Raw genomic sequence first — 20,098 nt, 5'->3', positions numbered from 1 at the left:
CGCACCTTCCGGAGCGACCTTCATGCTGCACGCCTCCCTGACCGTCGACCCCGCCTTCCGCGTCGCCGACGTGAACCCCCGTACCTTCGGCTCGTTCGTCGAGCACATGGGCCGCTGCGTCTACACCGGCATCTACGAGCCCGGCCATCCGTACGCCGACGAGGACGGCCTGCGCCGTGACGTCCTGGACCTGGTGCGCGAGCTGGGCGTGACCGCCGTGCGCTATCCCGGCGGCAACTTCGTCTCCGGTTTCCGCTGGGAGGACAGCGTCGGCCCGGCCGCCGACCGCCCCACCCGCCTCGACCTCGCCTGGCACAGCACCGAGACCAACGCCTTCGGCCTGCACGAGTTCCACCGCTGGGCCGAGAAGGCCGGCGTCGAGCCCATGATGGCCGTCAACCTCGGCACCCGGGGCGTGGCGGAGGCCCTGGACCTGCTGGAGTACTGCAACCACCCGGGCGGCACCGCCTGGTCCGACCAGCGGATCAAGAACGGCGCCCCCGACCCCTTCGGCATCCGCATGTGGTGCCTGGGCAACGAGATGGACGGCCCCTGGCAGACCGGCCACAAGACCGCCCAGGAGTACGGCCGTATCGCCGCCGAGACCGCCCGGGCCATGCGCATGATCGACCCCAAGCTCGAACTGGTCGCCTGCGGCAGCTCCAGCTCCGCGATGCCGACCTTCGGCGCCTGGGAGGCCACCGTCCTGGAGGAGGCGTACGACCAGGTCGACTACATCTCCTGCCACGCCTACTACGAGGAACTCGACGGCGACCTGGGCAGCTTCCTGGCCTCCGGGGTCGACATGGACCACTTCGTGGAGTCGGTGGTCGCCACCGCCGACCACATCCGGGCCAAGCTGGGCAAGAAGAAGCGGATCAACCTCTCCTTCGACGAGTGGAACGTCTGGTACAACACCCGCTTCGAGGCGCAGGAGAAGCCCACCGAGTGGGCCGTCGCCCCGCGCGTGATCGAGGACGAGTACAACGTCGCCGACGCCGTCGTCGTCGGCGGGCTGCTGATCAGCCTGCTGCGGCACAGCGACCGGGTCACCGCCGCCTGCCTCGCCCAGCTCGTCAACGTGATCGCCCCCATCCGCAGCGAGGCGGGCGGCCCGAGCTGGCGGCAGACCACCTTCCACCCCTTCGCCCAGGCGGCCCGGCACGCGCGCGGCACGGTCCTGCGGGTGGAGCCGGTCGCGCCGACGTATGAGACGAAACGTTTCGGCGAGGTCTCCGTCGTCGACGCCGTGGCCACGCACCTCGCGGAGGCGGACGGCGCCGACGAGCTCACCGTCTTCGCCGTCAACCGGCACCAGAGCGAGAACGTCGAACTCGCCCTCGACCTGCGGGCGTTCCCCGGCTACACGCCGGTGGAGCACTCGGTGCTGAGCGACCCCGACATCCGCGCCGCCAACACCCAGGACGACCCCGACCGGGTCCGCCCGTACACCGCCGACACCGGTTCCGTCACCGACGGCCGCCTCACCGCGAGCCTGCCGCCCGTCTCCTGGAACGTCATCCGGCTGTGCCGCGCCGGCTGACCCACCCCCTCGGACACCCGCCGTTCCACCCCTCTTCCTCCTCCTCGGGGGGAGCGGCGGGCCCCGCACCACCCCCTCTTCCCGGACATTCCTTGGGAGCCGCCCATGTCCACCACCAGGGAAGGCGCCAGACTCCGCGCCGTACCCCGCACCCAGGCGATCACCCTGCTGCTGGCCCTGCTCGCAGCCGCCGTCGCCCTCGTCCTCCCCACCGCCGGCCAGGCGCACGCGATCTCCCGCGCCTCGCAGACGATGTACACCCCGCCGTCGAACGCCCCGTCCCCCGGCTCGCTCTACCCGCGCGCCCTGCGCCTGCAGAACAGCGGATCCTCCAACGGCACCCTGCTCGCCACCTTCGAGCAGTACAGCTCGGGCACCCCCGTCTTCCCGATCTACCGCAGTACCGACAACGGCAACAGCTGGACGCAGATCTCCAGCATCAGCGACACCCACAACGGCTTCGGCAACCGCTACCAGCCGTTCCTTTACGAACTGCCCACGCAGATCGGCAACTTCCCGGCCGGCACGATCCTCGCGGCCGGCAACTCCATCCCGAACGACCTGTCGTCCACCGAGCTGGACCTGTACGCGAGCACCGACCACGGCGTCAGCTGGTCGTACGTCAGCTCCATCGCCAAGGGCGGCGAGGCCGACCCCACCAACGGCAAGACCCCGGTGTGGGAGCCGTTCCTGATGGTCTCCGGCTCCAAGCTGATCGTGTACTACTCCGACCAGCGCGACCCGAACTACGGCCAGAAGATCGTCCACCAGGTCTCCACGGACGGCGTGAACTGGGGCGCCGTGGTCGACGACGTGACGACCTCGACGTACGACGACCGTCCGGGCATGCCCGTGATCGCCAAGCTGCCCAACGGCAACTACGTGATGACGTACGAGTTCTGGGGCGCCCCCGAGGGCGGTTTCGCCGTCTACTACAAGATCTCCTCCAACCCGGAGGCGTTCGGCTCCGCCACCGGCATCCCACTCAAGGCGACCGACGGCACCCAGCCCAAGAGCTCCCCGTACATCACCTGGCTGCCCACCGGCGGCGCCAACGGCACCCTGGTGGTCAGTGCCAACAGCAGCGACGACCTGTTCCTCAACACCCAGAACGGCGCCGCGAACACCTGGACGCGCATCGCCTCCACCGTCCCCGGTGGCTACAGCCGCGGCTTGCTCCCGCTGGCCGACGGCCACAGCCTGCTGGTCCTCAGCGGCGGCCACCTGACCAGCACCGGCCTCAACCCGGTCACCTACGGCACGATCGACCTGGGCGGAGGCATCTCCGACGGTGCCACCTACACCATGTCCAACGCCAACAGCCACCTGATGCTGGCCATCGCGGGCGGCTCGACCACCAACGGCGTCAACGCCACCCAGCAGAACGCCGACAACGCCAGCGACCAGAAGTGGAGGTTCGTCCAGCAGACGTCCGGTTACTTCAAGATCTTCAACGTGGCGAGCGGCAAGGTGCTGGGCGTGCAGAACCAGTCCACCGCCAACGGCGCCAAGGTCGTGCAGTGGGACGACAACGGCACCCTCGACCACGAGTGGGCGATCGCCCCGAACCCGGCGGGCGGCTTCACCGCCACCAACCGGATCAGCGGAAAGTACCTGGAGATCCCCAGCGCCTCCACCACCGTCGGCACCGCCGCCGGTCAGTGGTCCGACACCGGCTGCGCCTGCCAGCGCTGGAACCTCACCCAGACCGCCCTGCCCACCCTGTCCACCGGCCAGTACCGGCTGGTCAACAAGAACAGCGGCAAGTTCCTGGAGATCCCCGGCGCCTCCACCACGGTGGGCAAGCAGGCCGGCCAGTGGGTGAACACCGCCAACAACTGCCAGCTGTGGACGTTCCAGTCGGTCAGCGGCGGGGCGTGGACCGTGAAGAACGTCAACAGCGGTCTGTTCCTCGACAACAACGGCTCGGCCTCGTCGGGGGCGGCGGTCGTCCAGAACGCGTCGTCGGGCGCGACTTCCCAGAAGTGGACGCTCACGGACGCGGGCAACGGCTACGTCAAGCTCGTCAACTCCGCCAGCGGCCTGGTGGCGGACGTCGCCTCCGCCTCCACCGCCAACGGCGCGCTGATCGTCCAGTCGGCGGACAACGGCGCCGACGACGAACTGTGGCAGGTCGTGCGGGTCAACTGACCCGCCAGGGGCCCGGTCGCGGCCGGGCCCCCGGCCCTTCTGTCCAGTATTCCGAACGATGACTGTCATACCGAACGAGAGAGGTGGGTCGCTCCGTGTCTGATGAACCCTGTGTCGTGGGCGTCGACTTCGGAACCCTGTCCGGCCGTGCCGTGGTGGTACGGGTCAGCGACGGCGCGGAACTGGCGTCGGCGGAGCACGTCTACGCCCATGCCGTCCTCGACCGGCACCTGCCCGACGGCACCCGGCTGCCCCCCGACTGGGCCTTGCAGGTGCCCTCGGACTACATCGACGTGCTGCGAGGCGCCGTACCGGAGGCGATGACGCGGGCAGGTGTGCGGCCGGAGCAGGTCATCGGCATCGGCACCGACTTCACCGCCTGCACGGTCCTGCCGGTCCTCGCCGACGGCACACCGCTGTGCGAGGTCCCCGGTCTGGCGAACCGCCCGCACGCCTACGTCAAGCTGTGGCGCCACCACGCCGCCCAGGGCCAGGCCGACCGGATCAACGCACTGGCCGCCGAGATGAAGGAGCCGTGGCTGGAGCGGTACGGCGGGAAGATCTCCTCGGAGTGGGAGTTCGCCAAGGCGCTCCAGGTGCTGGAGGAGGACCCCGAGATCTACCGGCGCACCGAGCGGTGGTTGGAGGCGGCCGACTGGATCGTGTGGCGGCTGTGCGGGACGTACGTCCGCAACGCCTGCACGGCGGGCTACAAGGGCCAGTACCAGGAGGGGCGTTACCCGTCCCCCGAGTATCTGGCGGCCCTGAACCCCGACTTCGCCGGCTTCGTGACCGACAAGCTGGACCACCCCATCGGTCAACTCGGCGACTCGGCCGGGGTGTTGTCGGCCGAGGCCGCCGCCTGGACCGGGCTGCCGGAGGGCATCACGGTCTGCGTCGGCAACGTCGACGCCCACGTGACGGCCCCGGCGGCCGTGGCGGTGGAACCCGGCCAGATGGTCGCCATCATGGGCACCTCCACCTGCCATGTGATGAGCTCCGACCAGCTCGGAGTCGTGCCCGGCATGTGCGGGGTCGTGGACGGCGGCATCCTGCCCGGGCTCTGGGGCTACGAGGCCGGGCAGAGCGGCGTCGGCGACATCTTCGGCTGGTTCGTCCGCACGGGCCTGCCCGCCGAGTACGCGGAGCGGGCCGCCGCGGCCGGCCAGACCCCGCACGAGTACCTGACCGACCTCGCGGCCGGGCAGAAGGTGGGCGAACACGGCCTTCTCGCCCTCGACTGGCACAGCGGCAACCGGTCCGTCCTGGTCGACCACGATCTCAGCGGCCTGCTGATCGGTCAGACGCTCTCCACGCGCCCGGAGGACGTCTACCGAGCCCTGCTGGAGGCCACCGCCTTCGGCACCCGCACCATCATCGACGCCTTCGAGACCGCCGCCGTACCGGTGAAGGAACTGATCATCGCGGGCGGCCTGACGAAGAACGCCCTCCTCATGCAGATCTACGCCGACGTCACTCGCCGCCCCCTGAGCATCATCGGGTCGACCCAGGGTCCCGCCCTCGGCGCCGCGATGCACGCCGCCGTAGCCGCCGGGGCGTACCCCGACATCCGCATCGCGGCCCACGCCATGGGCAAGGTGCACCGCCGGGTCTACCTGCCGGACCCTCAGCGCGCGGTGGCCTACGAGCGCCTCTACTCCGAGTACCGCGTGCTGCACGACTACTTCGGCCGCGGCACCAACGACGTCATGCACCGTCTGCGCCGCCTGCGCGCCGAGGCGACCGCGTGAACCAGATCCGTGTGAAAGGACCCACCATGACGACATCCGCCCAGCCGTACGACAGCCGCGAGGTCTGGTTTCTCACCGGCAGCCAGGGCCTGTACGGCGACGAAACGCTGAAGCAGGTCGCCCACCAGTCCCGGCAGATCGCCGAGCGCCTCGACGCGGCGAGCGAGATCCCCCTGCCCATCGCCTGGAAGCCGGTCCTCACGGACGCCGAGTCCATCCGCAGGATGTGCCAGGAGGCGAGCGCCTCCGACACCTGCGTCGGCGTGATCGTGTGGATGCACACCTTCTCCCCGGCGAAGATGTGGATCGCCGGGCTCAGCGCCCTGGACCGGCCGCTGCTGCACCTGCACACCCAGTACAACCTGTCGCTGCCGTGGTCGAGCATCGACATGGACTTCATGAACCTCAACCAGGCCGCCCACGGCGACCGCGAATTCGGGCACATCGAGTCCCGCGTCGGTGTCGACCGCAAGATCGTCGCCGGTCATGCCACCGACCCCAGGGTGATCCGGCGGGTCGCCGCCTGGACCCGGGCCGCCGCCGGCCGCCACACCTCGCGCACCATGCGGCTGGCCCGCTTCGGCGACAACATGCGCGACGTCGCCGTGACCGAGGGCGACAAGGTGGAGGCACAGCTGCGGTTCGGCTTCTCCGTGAACACCTACGGCGTCAACGACCTGGTCACCGTGGTCGACGCCATCGAGGGCAAGGCGGCGGCCGAACTCGCCGACGAGTACGTGGAGTCGTACGACGTCGGCCCGGCCCTGCGCCCCGGCGGCATCCGCCACGACTCGCTGCTGTACGCCGCCCGCCTTGAACTCGGCCTGCGCGCCTTCCTCACCGAGGGCGGCTTCACCGCCTTCACCACCAACTTCGAGGACCTGGGAGGACTGCGCCAGCTGCCCGGCCTCGCGGTCCAGCGGCTGATGGCCGACGGATACGGCTTCGGCGGCGAGGGCGACTGGAAGACCTCCGCGCTGCTGCGGATCATGAAGGTCATGGGCGCCGGACGCCCCGGCGGCACCACCTTCATGGAGGACTACACCTACCACCTCGGCCCCGGTACCCCGCGTGTCCTGGGCGCCCACATGCTGGAGGTCTGCCCCTCGGTGGCGGCCGGCCGGCCCCGCTGCGAGATCCACCCCCTGTCCATCGGCGGCCGCGAGGACCCCGTCCGCCTGGTCTTCAACGCCGCCGAGGGCCCCGCCGTCGTCGTCGGCCTCTCCGACCTCGGCGACCGCTTCCGCCTCACGGCCAACGCCGTCGACGTCGTCGCCCCCAGTGAACCCCTGCGCCGCCTGCCGGTCGCGCGCGCCGTGTGGAAGCCGCGGCCCTCTCTCGCGGAGTCGGCGGAGAGCTGGCTGCTGGCCGGCGCCCCGCACCACACCGTGCTCAGCTCCGCCGTCGACGTCGAGACCCTCACCGACTACGCCGACATGACCGGCGTAGAACTGCTCACCATCGACGAGCACACCACCACCGACCAGTTCGCGAAGGAAGTCCGCTGGAACGCCGCCTACCACCGCCTCGCCCAGGCCCTGTGACGAAGGAGACCACGATGACCACAGTTGTCCGGGACGGCCTGCGCCAAGAGGTACTGGAGGCGAACCTTGCCATCCCCCAGGTCGGCCTGGCGACCCTGACCTGGGGAAACGTCAGCGGGGTCGACCGTGAGGCGGGCGTGTTCGTCATCAAGCCTTCCGGGGTCCCCTACGAGGCCCTGACCATCGACGACCTGGTCACGGTCCGCCTGTCCGACGGCGCGGTGGTCGAGGGCGACCTGCGCCCCTCCACCGACACCGAGACTCACCGCTGCCTGTACCTGGCGTTCCCGTCCGTCGGCGGCGTGACCCACACCCACTCCACCCACGCGGTCGCCTTCGCCCAGGCCCGCCGGGACATCCCCGTCCTCGGCACCACCCACGCCGACACCTTCAACGGCCCCGTGCCGGTCACCCGCGACCTCACCGAGGAGGAGTGCGCGAAGGACTACGAGTACAACACCGGTCACGTCATCGTGGACCTCCTCGACGGCGACGACCAGCGGGCCGTCGAGGTCCCCGCCGCCCTCGTCGCGGGCCACGGCCCCTTCACCTGGGGGGCCACCGCCCGCAAGTCCCTGGAACACGCGATCATCTGCGAGGCGGTCGCCGACATCGCCCTCCACACCATGTCCCTCTCACCGACGGCACCGCCACCGCGTCACCTCCTGGAGCGCCACTACACCCGCAAGCACGGCCCCGACGCCTACTACGGCAATCCGGCCGCCCCGGTGACGCGGTGACGGTGATGCACAGAAGCCGCGTATACGCCGTACTGATCGACACACCCGAAGCCGAGGCCGCCCGGGCAGCGGACTTCTGGTCGGCAGCTCTCGGTGTGACTGCCCGACCGTTTCCACCGGCACCGCAGTTCACCACGCTCCACCAGGCGCTGCCCGGGCTGATCACCGCAGTCCAGGCGGTCGACGACGCACCCCGTATCCACCTCGACATCGAGACCGACGACGTCGAATCGGAAACCGCGCGCCTGATCGCCCTGGGCGCCGAGCAGATTTCACAGTGGCAGGAGTGCTGCGTGCTACGAGTGCCTGGCGGTCATCTGCTGTGCGTACTACCTGTGGAGAGCGACCCCGACACGTTCCGGGCACAGGCCCGCGTCTGGCCATGACGAATACTCGAGCGGTCTCGGGCGGCCGGCCCGTTACCCCCGGGTTGGCCGAGATCGTCGAGGGGATCGTGGTTCAGGGGGCGGGGACGAGGGGGCGGCTCTCCCAGGCCGCAAGGGCCTGCTTGAGCGCGTCGAGCGCGTCGACGGCCGGCCCAGCCGCTGAGGCGGCCTTGCCCGAGCTGCGGGAGGGCTGCCTGATGGCCAACGACAAGGGCAGGCGCCGCCGTTTCGGCGCGATCAGACGGCTCCCGTCCGGCCGCTACCAGGCGCGCTGTCCGGGGCCGGACGGCGGCATGCGCCCCGCCCCGGAGACCTTCGCCACCACGGCAGACGCTGACGAACGTCTCCGCACGACCGGCGCCAAGAACACGACCGCCAAGGCGTACCGACTCCTGAAAGGCATCATGGAGACGGTCGTGGACGACCTGATCAAGCGCATCCCGTGCCGGATCAAGGGCACCGGAAAGGAGCAGACGGCCGAACCCCGCATCGCCACCGTGGCCCAGGTCGACGCCCTCGCAGACCAGCTCGGCCCCCGCTGGCGCCTCAGGTCTATCTCGGCGCCTACGGTCCTCTCCGCCCCGAGGAACTCCCGGGCCTCCGCCGCCGGGACATCAACGTCGACCACCTGAAGATCACGGTTCGTCTCGCGGAGCCGGAGCGCACCAATGGCCTACGTGCCCCCGGCGACACCAAGTCCGCGGCCGGTACCCGGACCGTCTGCCTGCCGGAGTTCCTCCGCCCGGAGCTGCGTATCCACATGGAGCTGTTCGCCGACAAGGGACCTGACGGGCTGGTCTTTCTCGGCGAGAAGGGCGCCCCCTTCCGGCGCAGCACCTTCGGCCGGAAGTGGCGCAAGGCCCGTACCGTCGTAGGCGTCCCCGAGGGCTTCCGGTTCTACGACCTTCGCCACACCGGACACACGCTCTCGACCCGTTCCGGTGCCACCCTCAAGGACACGATGGTCCGCGCCGGCCAGTCCTCGGAGAAGGCCGCGTTGATCTACCAGCACTCCGACGACGACCGACAGCAGGAAGTTGCAATCGGCCTCGATGCGACCGTACGCAAGGCACGCCGGCAAGCTGCTGCGACCATGCCAGAACTTGAGCCCACCGCCCCCGACGATCAACCATCTGGCACGAATCTGGCACGCGACAACCAATCACCACGGACAACAAAAGGGCCCAGGTCGCTGACCTGGGCCTTAGTCATGGAGCGGGTGACGAGAATCGAACTCGCGCTCTCAGCTTGGGAAGCGGCGGCGCTTGCAGAGCCGGATGCCTTCTGGCCTGGGCGTATGTGGTATGGCCAGGCGCCCGAGCGCACAGGATGGCACCGTTGCTGACCGTGGTTGACCGGTCTTACGGGCACGCTCTGGGCACGGCTTCGAGAAAGGGCGGGCAGGCACTGCGCGTGAAACGGTCTCAGGGTTCGGCTCGACCGGTCCGGAGATCCAGCTCGGAGAACCTTCGCGAGCGCACAGGACGTCCGGTGCAGTGCGCGCCTGTCAGGGGAGGGATGTCGCGCATCCTCGGAGCGGCCGGCGCTCGGCCCCGTTTCACTTGCCGGTTTCCGGGCCGTACCACTGCAGTGCTTGGCCGGTGACGGCGGCGATGAGGACTGCTCGCCGCCGGAACGTCCCGCATGGTCGGCCCTCCGTACCGGTGCTCCTGGCGTGGGTCGGGTGGGCGGGCCGGGTGATCCCGGCCCGCCCACTGTGAGGAAAGGATTCTCCTTGAGGGCCGTGTGCCGTCAGGAGAGCTTGATCAGGGTGTAGTCGTCGCAGTAGCCGGCCGAGGAGCCCGCGTCCTTGTAGCAGTAGACCGCGGCCGAGGTGTTGGTGCTGCCGGTGGTGAAGAAGATCGGCTGCTGGGAGTAGGCGGTGCTGGAGGTGCGCAGGTAGGTCTCGGTGCCGCCGAAGCTCTTCACACCGACGGCGACCTGCTCACTTCCGTTCGCGACCTTGGCCCAGCCGGCCAGCAGGTAGGTGCTGCCCGCGGTGAGGCCGGTGGCGGACTGCTCCACACCGCTGGTGGCGGCGCCGGTCTGCAGGGAGTAGGTGCCGGTGCGGGCGTTGGAGGCGACCACGTTGGACTGCGCGCCGCTGCCGCTGCGGGTCCAGGGGCTCAGGGAGCCGGTCTCGAAGCCCGCGTTGGTCAGCACGTTGGAGGGGGTGGAGATCCGTTCCACCGCGAGGTCGTCGCAGTTGCCGGTGCCGGTGCCGCCGGTGTTCTTCCAGCAGTAGACCAGGGCCGAGGTGTTGGAGCTGCCCGTGGTGAACAGCACCGCGGCCTGGGAGTACGACGTCGTGGCCACGTTGGTGAACGTCTCCGTGCCGCCGTAGTTCTTGACGCCGATGGCGAGGGTCTCCCCGGCGTTCGCCACCTTGGCCCAACCGGTCAGCAGGTAGGTGGTGTTCGGGCTGAGGCCGGTGATGTTCTGGTTGGCGCCGCTGCCGCTCGCCTGGGTGGTGAGGGCGAATCCGCCGGTGCGGGCGCCCGAGGAGGTGACGGAGGGGGCGGCGCCGCTGTTGGTCCAGGGGCTCATCGCGCCCGTCTCGAAGCCGGCGTTGGAGACGAGGTTGCCGCCGGTTCCGTTGTCGGCGCCGATGTTGGGTGCCTCCGTGGCGGAGACCGTGTTGCCGAAGGCGTCCTTGCCGCCGTTGTTGCTGATGACCATTCCGGCCCGGATCACCGGGGAGGAGGGGTGGACCTGGTAGGCGTCGGTGCCGGTGTACGAGGAGGAGGTATTCGCGTTGCCGGGGTTGCGGAACTCGGGGTCGGTCACGACCTTCGCCGCGTCGGCCGGTTCGGAGGACGGGTGGTTGCCGTAGAAGAGGTTGTTGTTGTAGGTGGAGTTGACGCTGGAGAAGTAGCCGCCGGTGCCGTAGTTGAACACCGCGTTGTTGCGGAAGGACAGGTTGCCGGTGACGCTGGTGCCCTTGCGCGAGTACAGGATCGGGGTGTTCAGGCCGCTCTTGTTGATGTAGATGCTGTTGTTGTAGAACCGCGGGACGGCGACCGGACTTCCGCTCCGGTTGGGGACGTTGCCGACGAAGTGGAAGACGCCGGAGCCGTGGGACGCGGTGCCGGAGGCGGGGCAGCCGGCGTTGGAGCCGTCGTTCTCGCTGATGTTGTAGCGGACGACCGTGCCGTCACTGGCGATGGTCGACGTCGGCTCGTTGGCGATGGAGAAGGGCGGCATGACCAGCAGGAAGCCGCCGAGGTTCTGGTGGCTGTAGTTGTACTGGAACGTGGTGTTGTGGTTGCCCCAGTCGACGTCGAAGCCGGTGCCGTCGGCGCCGTTGACGTGGCAGTACACCTCGTTGTTCTGGACGACGGTGTCGTTGCTGCCGGACATCCAGATGCCGGCCGAGGCGCCGTTGCAGTACTGGCCGGACGGCGGGCAGGTGGCCTTCGCGCCGCCGTAGCCGGCCTTGTTGCCCTCGATGAGGGCACCGTCGTTCTTGACGACGAGGACATCGTCGGCGCCGTCGTAGGTCATGGTGTTGTTGCGGATGACCGTGCCCGTGGTCTGACCGGTGCCCTGGCCGTCCCCGTCCGGGGTGACGGCGACGGCGATGCGGTCCACGTGGTCGAAGGTGTTGTTCTCGACCACCACGTCGTCCCAGGTGGAGACGGTTGCGGTGTGGTCGGTCTGGACGCCGACGCCCGCGTTGGTGGAGTACCAGCCGCCCGAGTAGCCGCTGATGTGGTGGATGTTCATGTCGTGCACCCGGATGTGGTGCAGGACGCCACCCGAGCTGTTCTCGGCGAGGACGCCGGAGCGGTAGGCGGGGGAGGAGGCCGCGTTGGTGAGTTCCAGGCCGCCGATCTCCCAGTACTGCTGGTTGAGCAGGTGGATGACGGGGCCGACGGCGCCGTTCGCGTTGATGACCGGCTTGGCGCCGGTGCCGTAGGAGCCCATGGTGACGGGGCTGCCGGAGGCGCCCGATCCTTGCGGGGTGAGCTGGCCGGTGCAGGTGGTTCCGGCGGCGAAGAGGATGCTGTCTCCCGCGCCGAAGGTGGTGTTGTTGACGCTGGTGACGGTGTTCCAGGGGCTGGACTGGGTGCCGTTGCCGTTGGTCGCGGCCGAGCAGTCGACGTAGTGGGCACTGCCCGCCGCCATGGCGGCGGGGGCCGGGAGGAGGAGAGCGCCCGCCAGCGTGGCGAGCAGGGTGAGGACGCGTGACGCCCTCAGACCTGGGCGGTCCGATCTGCGACGCTTCATTGCGACGCTCCTTGCTGGGTGAATGTGTTCTCCGCGCCGCAGGATGCGACGTGGGGCTTCCTGCACCGGGCGGGCCGGCCGAAGCGGGCACGTCCGGAATCTGTGGCTGGGGCGGGGGGCCTCAGCACGGCGCGATCGAGGCCGGGAGCGGCGTTTCGAGGACGGAGGCGTGGCGCATGCCCGGCGGCAGCGCCAGGGAGACGGGCTCCCAGTCCACGCCGTCCTTGCTGCGAGCCGCCCCGTATCGCCCTTCGAGGTAGTGGTCGAAGATCATGACCAGCTCGCCTCCGCGCCGGAAGATCGACGGCCCCTCCACCACCGAGGGGGTGACCGGTCCGGTGCCGGCGGTGTACGGACCGCCGGGGGTCTCGAAGGCGGTCAGGTGGATGTCCTTGTGTGCGGTGGCGAGGTCGTTGGTGCCTCGCTCGTCCTTGAAGGCCATGAGGAACCCGCCGTCGTCCAGCTGCCGCACGGTGGCGTCGATGACCGAGTGACCGGGGTCGAAGAAGACGTCGGGGGCCGAGAACGTGCTGAAGTCCTCGGTGGTGCAGTGCCAGATGCGGTGGTCCTGGCCGACATGTTCGTAGTCGCGGCCCTCGGCCGTGCTCCCGGACTCGACGACCGACGACCAGATGAGGTGGTACAGCCCGGTCCCGCGGTCCAGGAAGAACTCCGGGGCCCAGGCGTTGTGGGCTCCGTCCACCTCGGCCATGACCGGGACGAGTTGCTGGTCCGACCAGGTGAGCAGGTCGGCCGAGGTGGCGTGGACGATGCAGGGGCTCGTCCAGCCGTCGGTGGCCAGCAGATGGAACAGGCCGTCGGGGCCCACCCCGATGAACGGATCCCGCAGTCTGCCGGTGCCGACCGTGCCCCGTAGGACGGGCCGGCCGCCGTTCACCACCGAGAATTCCTCACCATCGTGGCTGTAGGCGAGGTGGAGCGCCTCGTCGGTGTCGGTGAAGTATGAGACCACGTACATCGGTGGATGGTCCTTCCTGGATGTTCGGGACGGCGGGGATGCCGGGTGTCGGGGCATGGGGGTGCCCTGGACGGTGACGGTGTTCGTGTTCAGGCCTCGGCGGCCGGGCCGGGCTCTACGACTTGACGGCGCCGGCCGACATCCCGGCGACCACATGCCGCTGCAGGAAGACGAAGATCAGCAGCAGCGGGAGCACGCCGAGCAGGGCGGCCGGGAACAGGGTCGTCGGCTGCACGGTGTGCGGGTCGATGAAGGAGTAGGCGTTCACCATGACGGTGCGTTTGTCGGGGTCCTGCAGGAAGACCAGCGGAACCAGCAGGTCGTTCCAGACCTGGAGGGCGACGAAGGTCAGCAGCGTGCTGGTGATCGGGCGCAGCAGCGGCAGGATGATGGTGAAGAAGGTACGGAGGGCTCCGCAGCCGTCCAGGGCGGCGGCCTCCTCCAGGTCCACGGGGATCGAGCGGACGAAGCTGGTGTAGAAGAACACGGCGACCGGGAGGTTGATGGCCGTGTAGATGATGACCACTCCCGCGTAGCTGTCGAGCAGGTTCAGGTCCCGCATCAGCAGGTACAGGGGCGCCGCCACCACGAAGATCGGTACCGAGGTGCCCAGGATGAACAGCCGGTACACCCAGGTCGACCAGTTCTGGGTGATGCGGGCCAGCGGGTAGCTGGCCAGGGAGCCGATGACGGTGATGCTGAGACACGACAGACCCGTGATGAGCAGTGTGTTCAGCGCGCTGCGCCCGTAGTGGATCTGCCCGAAGGCCTCGGTGAAGTTGTGCAGGGTCAGGGAGTGCGGGAAGCCCAGGGGGGACCTCGCCACATCAGCCGCGGTGCGCAGCGAGGTGACCACGGTGAAGAGGAACGGCAGGACGAACGTCAGCGTGCCGAGACACAGCAGCACGGTGCCGAGGGTGCCGGAGGTCCGGCGCCAGAGGGTGGAGATCATGGTTGCCGTCCGTCAGATTCGTCGCTCGCGAAGCCGGAGCAGGGAGGAGGTGGCGCTGGACAGGACGACCACGGTCACCAGGAGCAGGACCGAGACCGCGATGCCGAAGGCGAACTTCCCGCCGCCGAAGACGTTCCGGTAGACGAGCATGGTCAGGGTGTCCGTGGCACCGGCCGGGCCGCCGTTGGTGAGGACGAGAGGAAACTCGAAGACCTTGAGCGAGCCGATGAGACTGAGCGTGACGTTCACGGTCAGCGCGGGAGCCAGCATCGGCCACTCCACGCTGCGGAATCGCCGCCAGCCGCTCGCGCCGTCCACCGCGGCCGCGTCGAGCAGTTCGGTGGGCACACTCATATAGCCGGCGAGGAAGATGGCGCAGGAGTAGCCCGCGAACATCCAGACGTTGACGGCGGCGACCGCGTACAGGGCGGTGGAGGTGTCCCCGAGCCAGACGTGCTGCAGCGAGTCGAGTCCGAACACGCCGAGCAGCGCGTTGATGCCACCCTCCGGGGCGAACAGGTACGACCAGATGAAGGCCGCCATCACCGGGGAGACGAGCGTGGGGGTCAGCAGCACCACGCTGAGCGTCTTGCGCACCTTGGGCCGGCGGAAGAGCAGGCTCGCGAAGAGCAGACCGAGGGCGTTCTGTGCGACCACGACGACCGCCGCGTACAGCACGGTGTGCCACAGGGCCGAGGTGACCTTCGGGTCGTCGGCCATGGCACGGTACTGCTCCGTGCCGACGAAGTTGGCGATCGGTCCGCCGAGGCTGTCGGTCATGCTCAGATAGACGCCGCGGGCCAGCGGATACAGCATGAACACGCCGTATATGACGATCGCCGGAAGCAGGAAGGCGGCCATGGTGGCACGCCGTCGGTGGAACACGGGAGTCCTCCTCTTGCCCGGACGGGCCGTGGTGGGGGGCGGTCGGGAGCCGCCGATCGCGCTCCCCCCACGGCTGACCAGGGGTGGCCGGTTACTTGGCGGACGCCGCGGTCTGGATGTCCTTGAGGGTCTGCGCGGCGGACGCCTTGCCCAGCAGGTAGGCCTGGATCCTGGAGCCGATCTCGGTCTCGTTGGCCGCGGCGTACCAGGAGTCGGACGGGAGGATCCGGTAACGACCGTCCTTGAAGGCTGTGGTGAAGGCCGTGGTCTCGGTGGCTTCCGGCGTGGTGCCGTCCTTGAACGGAGACTCCGCGTTCTCGGCCTCCAGGTACTTGGCGAGGTTCTCGTTCTGCGACCAGAACTTGACGTACTCGCGTGCCGCGTCACCGTGCTGCGACTGGGAGTTGACGCCCCACATCGTGCCGGCGAACAGCATGCTGTTGGGCTTGGTGCCCTTGGCGCCGCCCGGCCAGGGAGCGAAGGAGACAGGGAAGCCGGCCTTCTTGATGTTGGAGACCTGCCATGCGCCCTGGTACCAGAAGGCGCTCTTGCCGGCGCTGAAGTCCTGCGGGCCCTGTGCCCACTCGTCGATGCCGAGTTGGTTCTTCCAGTTGACGTACCCCTTGTCCTCCAGGGTCTTCAACTGCTCCAGCGACGCCTTCCAGTCGGGGTTGAACGACGCCTTGCCGTCGAGGAAGTCGGTGTCCCACTGCTTGTTCTTCTGGTAGACGGTGGTCGAACCGCTCGCCTGGAAGACGGAGCTGCCGGTCCACCCGCTCTTGTCGGGCAGCGCGATGGGGTCGATGCCGGCCTTCTTGACCTTGGCGAGGTCCGCGAGGAACGTCGGCCAGTCGGCGGGGACTTCGGTGATGCCCGCCTTCTTCAGCAGGTCCATGTTGGCGTACAGGCCGATGCCGATCAGCTCCATCGGCATCGCGAGGGTCTTGCCGTCGGCCTGCGCGAAGGGCTTGGCGTCCGGGGCTATTCTGCTCGCCCACGACTCCCCGGACAGGTCGGCGAGGTAGCCGGAGGCGCCCCACTTCTTCATCTTGTCCGTGTCGACCATGATCACGTCGCCGGCCTTGCCACCGAGCAGCTCGGGCTGGAGCTTCTGGACGTAGGTGTCGTTCGCGGTGATGTACTCGAAGTCGACCTTGATCTTCGGGTGGGCCTTCTCGAACGCCTTGTTGATCTCCGCGACGTTCGCCGGCTCCGCGCCGCCTCCCTTCCACGCCTGCACGTGGATGGTCACCGTGCCGTCGCTGGAGGCGCCGGACGACCCGCCTCCGCACGCGGCCAGCGACATCGCCATGGCGGCGACCGTGGTGGCGACCGCGAGACGTCTCCCAGAGCGCTTCATTGCACACCTCACCCATCGTCGGTACGGACCGACTTGTCATCTCTGAAGGGGTTTGAACGGGCTGGTCGGTTTCCGTGCCGGGAAGTGCTGACACATACGGAAAGGGACCGGTCGACCCGATTTTGCGGCGATCGTTCATGCCGATTGCGGGGACTGTAACGCAAAACTTAGCTGACATCTATACGTAACTTTCTGTGGCCGATTGGCTTGGTTGGCGTGGTCGTGATCCCGGGAGTGGCAGGCCAAATGCCCCGTTATAGCCGTTAATGTGGGGCTTGAACCATGCGACAGCAGGCGGTTTCGTTGACGCACCAGCTGCCTTATCGTTACAGTTTCCTGCGTGTGTTCATGGGGGAGGGGAGCGGGTGCGCGCCCTTCTGGCTCCACATAGCGGGCTTCGCGCCGAGGGGGCGCGGCACCGCAGGGGTGGCGTCCGCCGGGGGATCCGACGAGCGGATACCGTTCGACCGAAGTCGGCAGACAGAAGGAGTTCGGGTGGCAGGGCGGGCGACGATCGCGCAGGTGGCCGAGGAGGCCGGCGTCTCCGCGATGACCGTGTCCAACGTCATCAATGGCAAGCCGGGGGCCTCAGAGGAGACCCGACGCCGTGTCCTGGAGGTGGCCGGGCGGCTCGGCTACCGGCCGAACGTCTCGGCCCGCAACCTCAAGGCCGGCCGTAGTGGGCTCATCGGCCTCATAGCGCTGGACCTGACCAGTCAGTACGGACTGGAGATCCTGCGCGGCGTAGCCGACGAACTCGCCAGTGCCGAGCAGGAACTGCTCGTCAACGCCACCTACCACGACGCGGTGCGGGAAAAGGACCGGATCGAGTTCCTGGCGCGTGGCCTCGTCGACGGCGTGCTCATGATCGCGCCGGTCCTGGAGGACGAGACGGTCGAACTGCTGCGCCGGCAGAAACTGCCCTGCGTCATCATCGACCCTCGGCACCTGGATGTACCGCTGCCCCGGCTGAGCGTCGACAACTATCACGGCATGCGTCAGGGCACGCAGCACCTCATCGACCTGGGCCACACCCGGATCGCCTACCTCCGCGGTGAGGAGGATCTGGAAAGCACGTCCATCCGCTTCCAGGGCTTCGAGGACGCGATGCGGCTCGCCGGACTGGAGGTCGACGAGCGGCTGGTCGCCTCGTGCGACTTCTCCTATGCCTGCGGCTTCCGCACCACGGCTCGTCTGATCGACGATCACAGTCCGACGGCGGTCGTCGCCGGTGCCGACCTCATGGCGCTCGGCGCCATCGACGCTGCCCGGGCGCGCGGCCTCAACGTGCCCACCGACTTCTCCGTCGTCGGCTTCGACGACCTCCCGCAGGCGGCGCAGAGTTTTCCCGGCCTGACCACCGTGCGCCAGCCGCTGCACGACATGGGCCAGAAGGCGGCCCGCGCGCTGCTGTCCGTCATCGAGGGACAGCGGCTGCTCATGGAGCACATGGAGGTGGGCACGGAGCTCGTCGTACGCAACTCGACCGCCCCGCCGCCCCGCGACGGCGCGGCGTGACCCGCGCGATGCCGCGCCGGCTCTTCCGGCGCGCCACGGGACGCAGGACCTGTGCGGCGGGCCGAGCCGGATGCGGTGACAGACTCAGGAGCAACAGGCACTGATTCCGGGCACGCCGACGGCGACCGACAACGGGGAGTCGCCGCCGGTTCGACGTGGACGTACGCGAAGGCAGCCGGAAGTGGCGGCCGTGCCGGATGAAGGCACCGGTGACCCCGACGATCACCGTTCTGACACGAATCTGGCACACGGCTAGTGATCACAGCGGACAGCAAAAAGGCCCGGGTCACTGACCTGGGCCTTCTCCATGGAGCGGGTGACGAGAATCGAACTCGCGCTCTCAGCTTGGGAAGCTGATGTTCTACCATTAAACTACACCCGCGTAAGACGCCGACCTGAGTCGGTGTCCGAATGCTCGCCCACTCTACCTCATGCCAGGCCTCCGGTGTTCAAGCCGCGAGGCCTGAGGGCTTTTTCGGGGGGTGGGATGAGGCTGCGGGTGACCGGAGTTGGGGCGTACGGTGGAGGCGCGGGCGAGGGCCCGGACGGGACCGGAGTGCCGCCTGTAGGGCCGTCCCTTTGATCCCGTACTGTGGCTTTTGTCGTCAGGCAAGCAGTAGCCCGACGCGGCTCTTGGGGAAGGGACTCTTGGACTTGATGGAGCGCACCGTCGTCCGCTGTGCGGATGGGCACGTGTTCACCACCGCTTCGTTCCCGATGCAGCAGGCCGAGCGGCTCGGCCCTGGCCGGCTGCTTCGGTGTCCGCGATGTGCGCGGCTCCGGAGCGTCGTGCCCGTGAGCTACCAGAAGCGGTAGCGGCACGGCCGCCAGAAGCACGCAGGCAGGCGCGCGGAGTCGTCCGGTTGTGGTCGCTCCGCGCGCCTTGCGTATCCTCGGGGCGTGCTTCTCTCAGACAAGGACATCCGGGCCGAGATCGATGCCGGGCGGGTACGGATCGATCCCTATGACGACGCGATGGTGCAGCCGTCGAGCATCGACGTGCGCCTCGACCGCTATTTCCGGGTGTTCGAGAACCACCGGTACCCGCACATCGACCCCTCCATCGAGCAGGCCGATCTGACCCGGCTCGTCGAGCCGGAGGGGGACGAGCCGTTCATCCTGCATCCCGGGGAGTTCGTCCTCGCCAGTACGTACGAGGTCATCTCGCTGCCCGACGATCTCGCCTCCCGGCTGGAGGGGAAGAGTTCGCTGGGGCGCCTCGGGCTGGTCACGCATTCGACGGCCGGCTTCATCGATCCCGGGTTCAGCGGGCACGTGACCCTTGAGCTGTCCAACCTCGCCACCCTGCCCATCAAACTGTGGCCGGGGATGAAGATCGGGCAGCTGTGCATGTTCCGGCTCAGCTCGCCCGCCGACTTCCCGTACGGGAGCGAGCGGTACGGGTCGCGGTACCAGGGACAGCGGGGGCCGACCGCCTCCCGGTCCTTCCTCAACTTCCATCGGACCCGGGTGTGAGCGGCCAGAGCATGAGTGACATCCGGGAGAACCTGACCTACGAGCAGTTCGGCGTCGCCGTGCGCGAACTCGCGCAGACCATCGCCGACGACGGATACGAGCCCGACATAGTGCTCAGCATCGCCCGCGGCGGTGTCTTCGTGGCCGGCGGGCTCGCCTACGCCCTCGACTGCAAGAACATCCATCTCGTGAACGTGGAGTTCTACACGGGCGTGGGGACGACCCTCGAGATGCCCGTCATGCTCGCTCCCGTCCCCAACGTGATCGACTTCTCCGAGAAGAAGGTGCTGATCACCGACGACGTCGCCGACACCGGCAAGACGCTCAAGCTGGTCCGTGACTTCTGCCTCGACACCGTCGCCGAGGTGCGTACCGCCGTCGTCTACGAGAAGTCACAGTCGCTGGTGAAGTGCGAGTACGTGTGGAAGCGGACCGATGAGTGGATCAACTTCCCGTGGTCCGTGGAGCCGCCCGTGGTGCGGCGGGCCGACCAGGTGCTCGACGCCTGAGCTGCACGTGAAGACCTGAGCTGCGCGTGAAGAAAGGGGCCCCCTGCCGGGGAGCCCCTTTCTCGTGCCGTGCG

14 protein-coding genes, 1 tRNA gene and 1 pseudogene are annotated in these 20,098 nt (G+C 68.6%); 10 read left to right on the top strand and 6 right to left on the bottom strand.

The window, feature by feature from the left end:
• The first annotated feature begins 22 nt into the window (after positions 1–22).
• From arfA to ACZ6TU_RS06000, 7 genes and pseudogenes are all read left to right on the top strand, one after another.
• Positions 23–1,543 (top strand): arabinosylfuranosidase ArfA, encoded by a 1,521-nt coding sequence (arfA, locus tag ACZ6TU_RS06030; protein WP_469546995.1) that lies wholly within the window; start codon positions 23–25, stop codon positions 1,541–1,543.
• 105 nt (positions 1,544–1,648) lie between these two features.
• Positions 1,649–3,694 carry an RICIN domain-containing protein gene (locus ACZ6TU_RS06025; protein ID WP_469546992.1) on the top strand — a complete coding sequence of 682 codons (2,046 nt, stop codon included), beginning with the start codon at positions 1,649–1,651 and terminating at the stop codon, positions 3,692–3,694.
• A gap of 95 nt (positions 3,695–3,789) precedes the next feature.
• On the top strand, positions 3,790–5,445 hold the full coding sequence (gene araB, locus ACZ6TU_RS06020) for a ribulokinase (RefSeq protein ID WP_469546989.1): 1,656 nt from the start codon (positions 3,790–3,792) through the stop codon (positions 5,443–5,445).
• A gap of 26 nt (positions 5,446–5,471) precedes the next feature.
• The gene (gene araA / locus ACZ6TU_RS06015; protein ID WP_467674701.1) at positions 5,472–6,989 is read left to right on the top strand and encodes an L-arabinose isomerase; all 1,518 of its coding nucleotides are present in this window, start codon (positions 5,472–5,474) and stop codon (positions 6,987–6,989) included.
• A 14-nt stretch (positions 6,990–7,003) separates the two neighbouring features.
• Complete coding sequence (araD, locus tag ACZ6TU_RS06010) at positions 7,004–7,729, top strand: L-ribulose-5-phosphate 4-epimerase AraD (RefSeq protein WP_467674703.1); 726 nt, start codon at positions 7,004–7,006, stop codon at positions 7,727–7,729.
• Positions 7,730–7,734: 5 nt separating this feature from the next.
• A complete protein-coding gene (locus tag ACZ6TU_RS06005; RefSeq protein ID WP_467674705.1) occupies positions 7,735–8,115 on the top strand; it encodes a VOC family protein in 381 nt (126 codons plus the stop codon).
• Positions 8,116–8,312: 197 nt separating this feature from the next.
• Positions 8,313–9,460 (top strand): annotated as a pseudogene (locus ACZ6TU_RS06000) (tyrosine-type recombinase/integrase).
• Positions 9,461–9,867: 407 nt separating this feature from the next.
• On the opposite strand, the gene ACZ6TU_RS05995 reads toward ACZ6TU_RS06000, so the two are convergent.
• The 5 genes from ACZ6TU_RS05995 to ACZ6TU_RS05975 all read right to left on the bottom strand — a co-directional run bounded on the left by ACZ6TU_RS05995 (position 9,868) and on the right by ACZ6TU_RS05975 (position 16,521).
• Positions 9,868–12,345: a carbohydrate binding domain-containing protein gene (locus ACZ6TU_RS05995; protein WP_469546984.1), complete on the bottom strand. Its 2,478-nt coding sequence runs from the start codon at positions 12,343–12,345 to the stop codon at positions 9,868–9,870.
• A 121-nt stretch (positions 12,346–12,466) separates the two neighbouring features.
• Positions 12,467–13,324 (bottom strand): glycoside hydrolase family 43 protein, encoded by an 858-nt coding sequence (locus tag ACZ6TU_RS05990; RefSeq protein WP_469546981.1) that lies wholly within the window; start codon positions 13,322–13,324, stop codon positions 12,467–12,469.
• 115 nt (positions 13,325–13,439) lie between these two features.
• Entirely contained in the window at positions 13,440–14,276 is an 837-nt protein-coding gene (locus tag ACZ6TU_RS05985) for a carbohydrate ABC transporter permease (protein WP_356922365.1), read from the bottom strand.
• Between the two features lie 12 nt (positions 14,277–14,288).
• Entirely contained in the window at positions 14,289–15,161 is an 873-nt protein-coding gene (locus tag ACZ6TU_RS05980; RefSeq protein ID WP_355921787.1) for a carbohydrate ABC transporter permease, read from the bottom strand.
• Between the two features lie 91 nt (positions 15,162–15,252).
• The gene (locus tag ACZ6TU_RS05975; RefSeq protein ID WP_469546976.1) at positions 15,253–16,521 is read right to left on the bottom strand and encodes an ABC transporter substrate-binding protein; all 1,269 of its coding nucleotides are present in this window, start codon (positions 16,519–16,521) and stop codon (positions 15,253–15,255) included.
• 495 nt (positions 16,522–17,016) lie between these two features.
• Between ACZ6TU_RS05975 and ACZ6TU_RS05970 the strand changes: the two genes are divergently transcribed.
• Complete coding sequence (locus tag ACZ6TU_RS05970; protein ID WP_037678216.1) at positions 17,017–18,039, top strand: LacI family DNA-binding transcriptional regulator; 1,023 nt, start codon at positions 17,017–17,019, stop codon at positions 18,037–18,039.
• A gap of 308 nt (positions 18,040–18,347) precedes the next feature.
• Here the strand turns inward: ACZ6TU_RS05970 and ACZ6TU_RS05965 are convergent.
• Positions 18,348–18,421: transfer RNA gene (locus tag ACZ6TU_RS05965), tRNA-Gly, on the bottom strand.
• A gap of 518 nt (positions 18,422–18,939) precedes the next feature.
• Between ACZ6TU_RS05965 and dcd the strand changes: the two genes are divergently transcribed.
• Both dcd and ACZ6TU_RS05955 read left to right on the top strand, forming a co-directional pair.
• Entirely contained in the window at positions 18,940–19,515 is a 576-nt protein-coding gene (dcd, locus tag ACZ6TU_RS05960) for a dCTP deaminase (RefSeq protein ID WP_467674716.1), read from the top strand.
• An 11-nt stretch (positions 19,516–19,526) separates the two neighbouring features.
• Positions 19,527–20,024, top strand: a complete 498-nt coding sequence (locus tag ACZ6TU_RS05955) for a phosphoribosyltransferase (protein WP_467674718.1) — start codon at positions 19,527–19,529, stop codon at positions 20,022–20,024.
• The last annotated feature ends 74 nt before the right edge of the window (positions 20,025–20,098 follow it).

The organism is Streptomyces sp. NPDC052064 (assembly GCF_055585925.1).
Note: the sequence above shows the minus strand (reverse complement) of the source record. Positions and strands in the feature narration are given on the sequence as shown.

What these genes read in the sequence shown, in the direction of transcription:
- arfA (WP_469546995.1), top strand. Translation starts at nt 23, where the DNA reads ATGCTGCACGCCTCCCTGACCGTCGACCCCGCCTTCCGCGTCGCCGAC.
- ACZ6TU_RS06025 (WP_469546992.1), top strand. Translation starts at nt 1,649, where the DNA reads ATGTCCACCACCAGGGAAGGCGCCAGACTCCGCGCCGTACCCCGCACC.
- araA (WP_467674701.1), top strand. Translation starts at nt 5,472, where the DNA reads ATGACGACATCCGCCCAGCCGTACGACAGCCGCGAGGTCTGGTTTCTC.
- araD (WP_467674703.1), top strand. Translation starts at nt 7,004, where the DNA reads ATGACCACAGTTGTCCGGGACGGCCTGCGCCAAGAGGTACTGGAGGCG.
- ACZ6TU_RS06005 (WP_467674705.1), top strand. Translation starts at nt 7,735, where the DNA reads ATGCACAGAAGCCGCGTATACGCCGTACTGATCGACACACCCGAAGCC.
- ACZ6TU_RS05995 (WP_469546984.1), bottom strand. Translation starts at nt 12,345, where the DNA reads ATGAAGCGTCGCAGATCGGACCGCCCAGGTCTGAGGGCGTCACGCGTC.
- ACZ6TU_RS05990 (WP_469546981.1), bottom strand. Translation starts at nt 13,324, where the DNA reads ATGTACGTGGTCTCATACTTCACCGACACCGACGAGGCGCTCCACCTC.
- ACZ6TU_RS05985 (WP_356922365.1), bottom strand. Translation starts at nt 14,276, where the DNA reads ATGATCTCCACCCTCTGGCGCCGGACCTCCGGCACCCTCGGCACCGTG.
- ACZ6TU_RS05975 (WP_469546976.1), bottom strand. Translation starts at nt 16,521, where the DNA reads ATGAAGCGCTCTGGGAGACGTCTCGCGGTCGCCACCACGGTCGCCGCC.
- ACZ6TU_RS05955 (WP_467674718.1), top strand. Translation starts at nt 19,527, where the DNA reads ATGAGTGACATCCGGGAGAACCTGACCTACGAGCAGTTCGGCGTCGCC.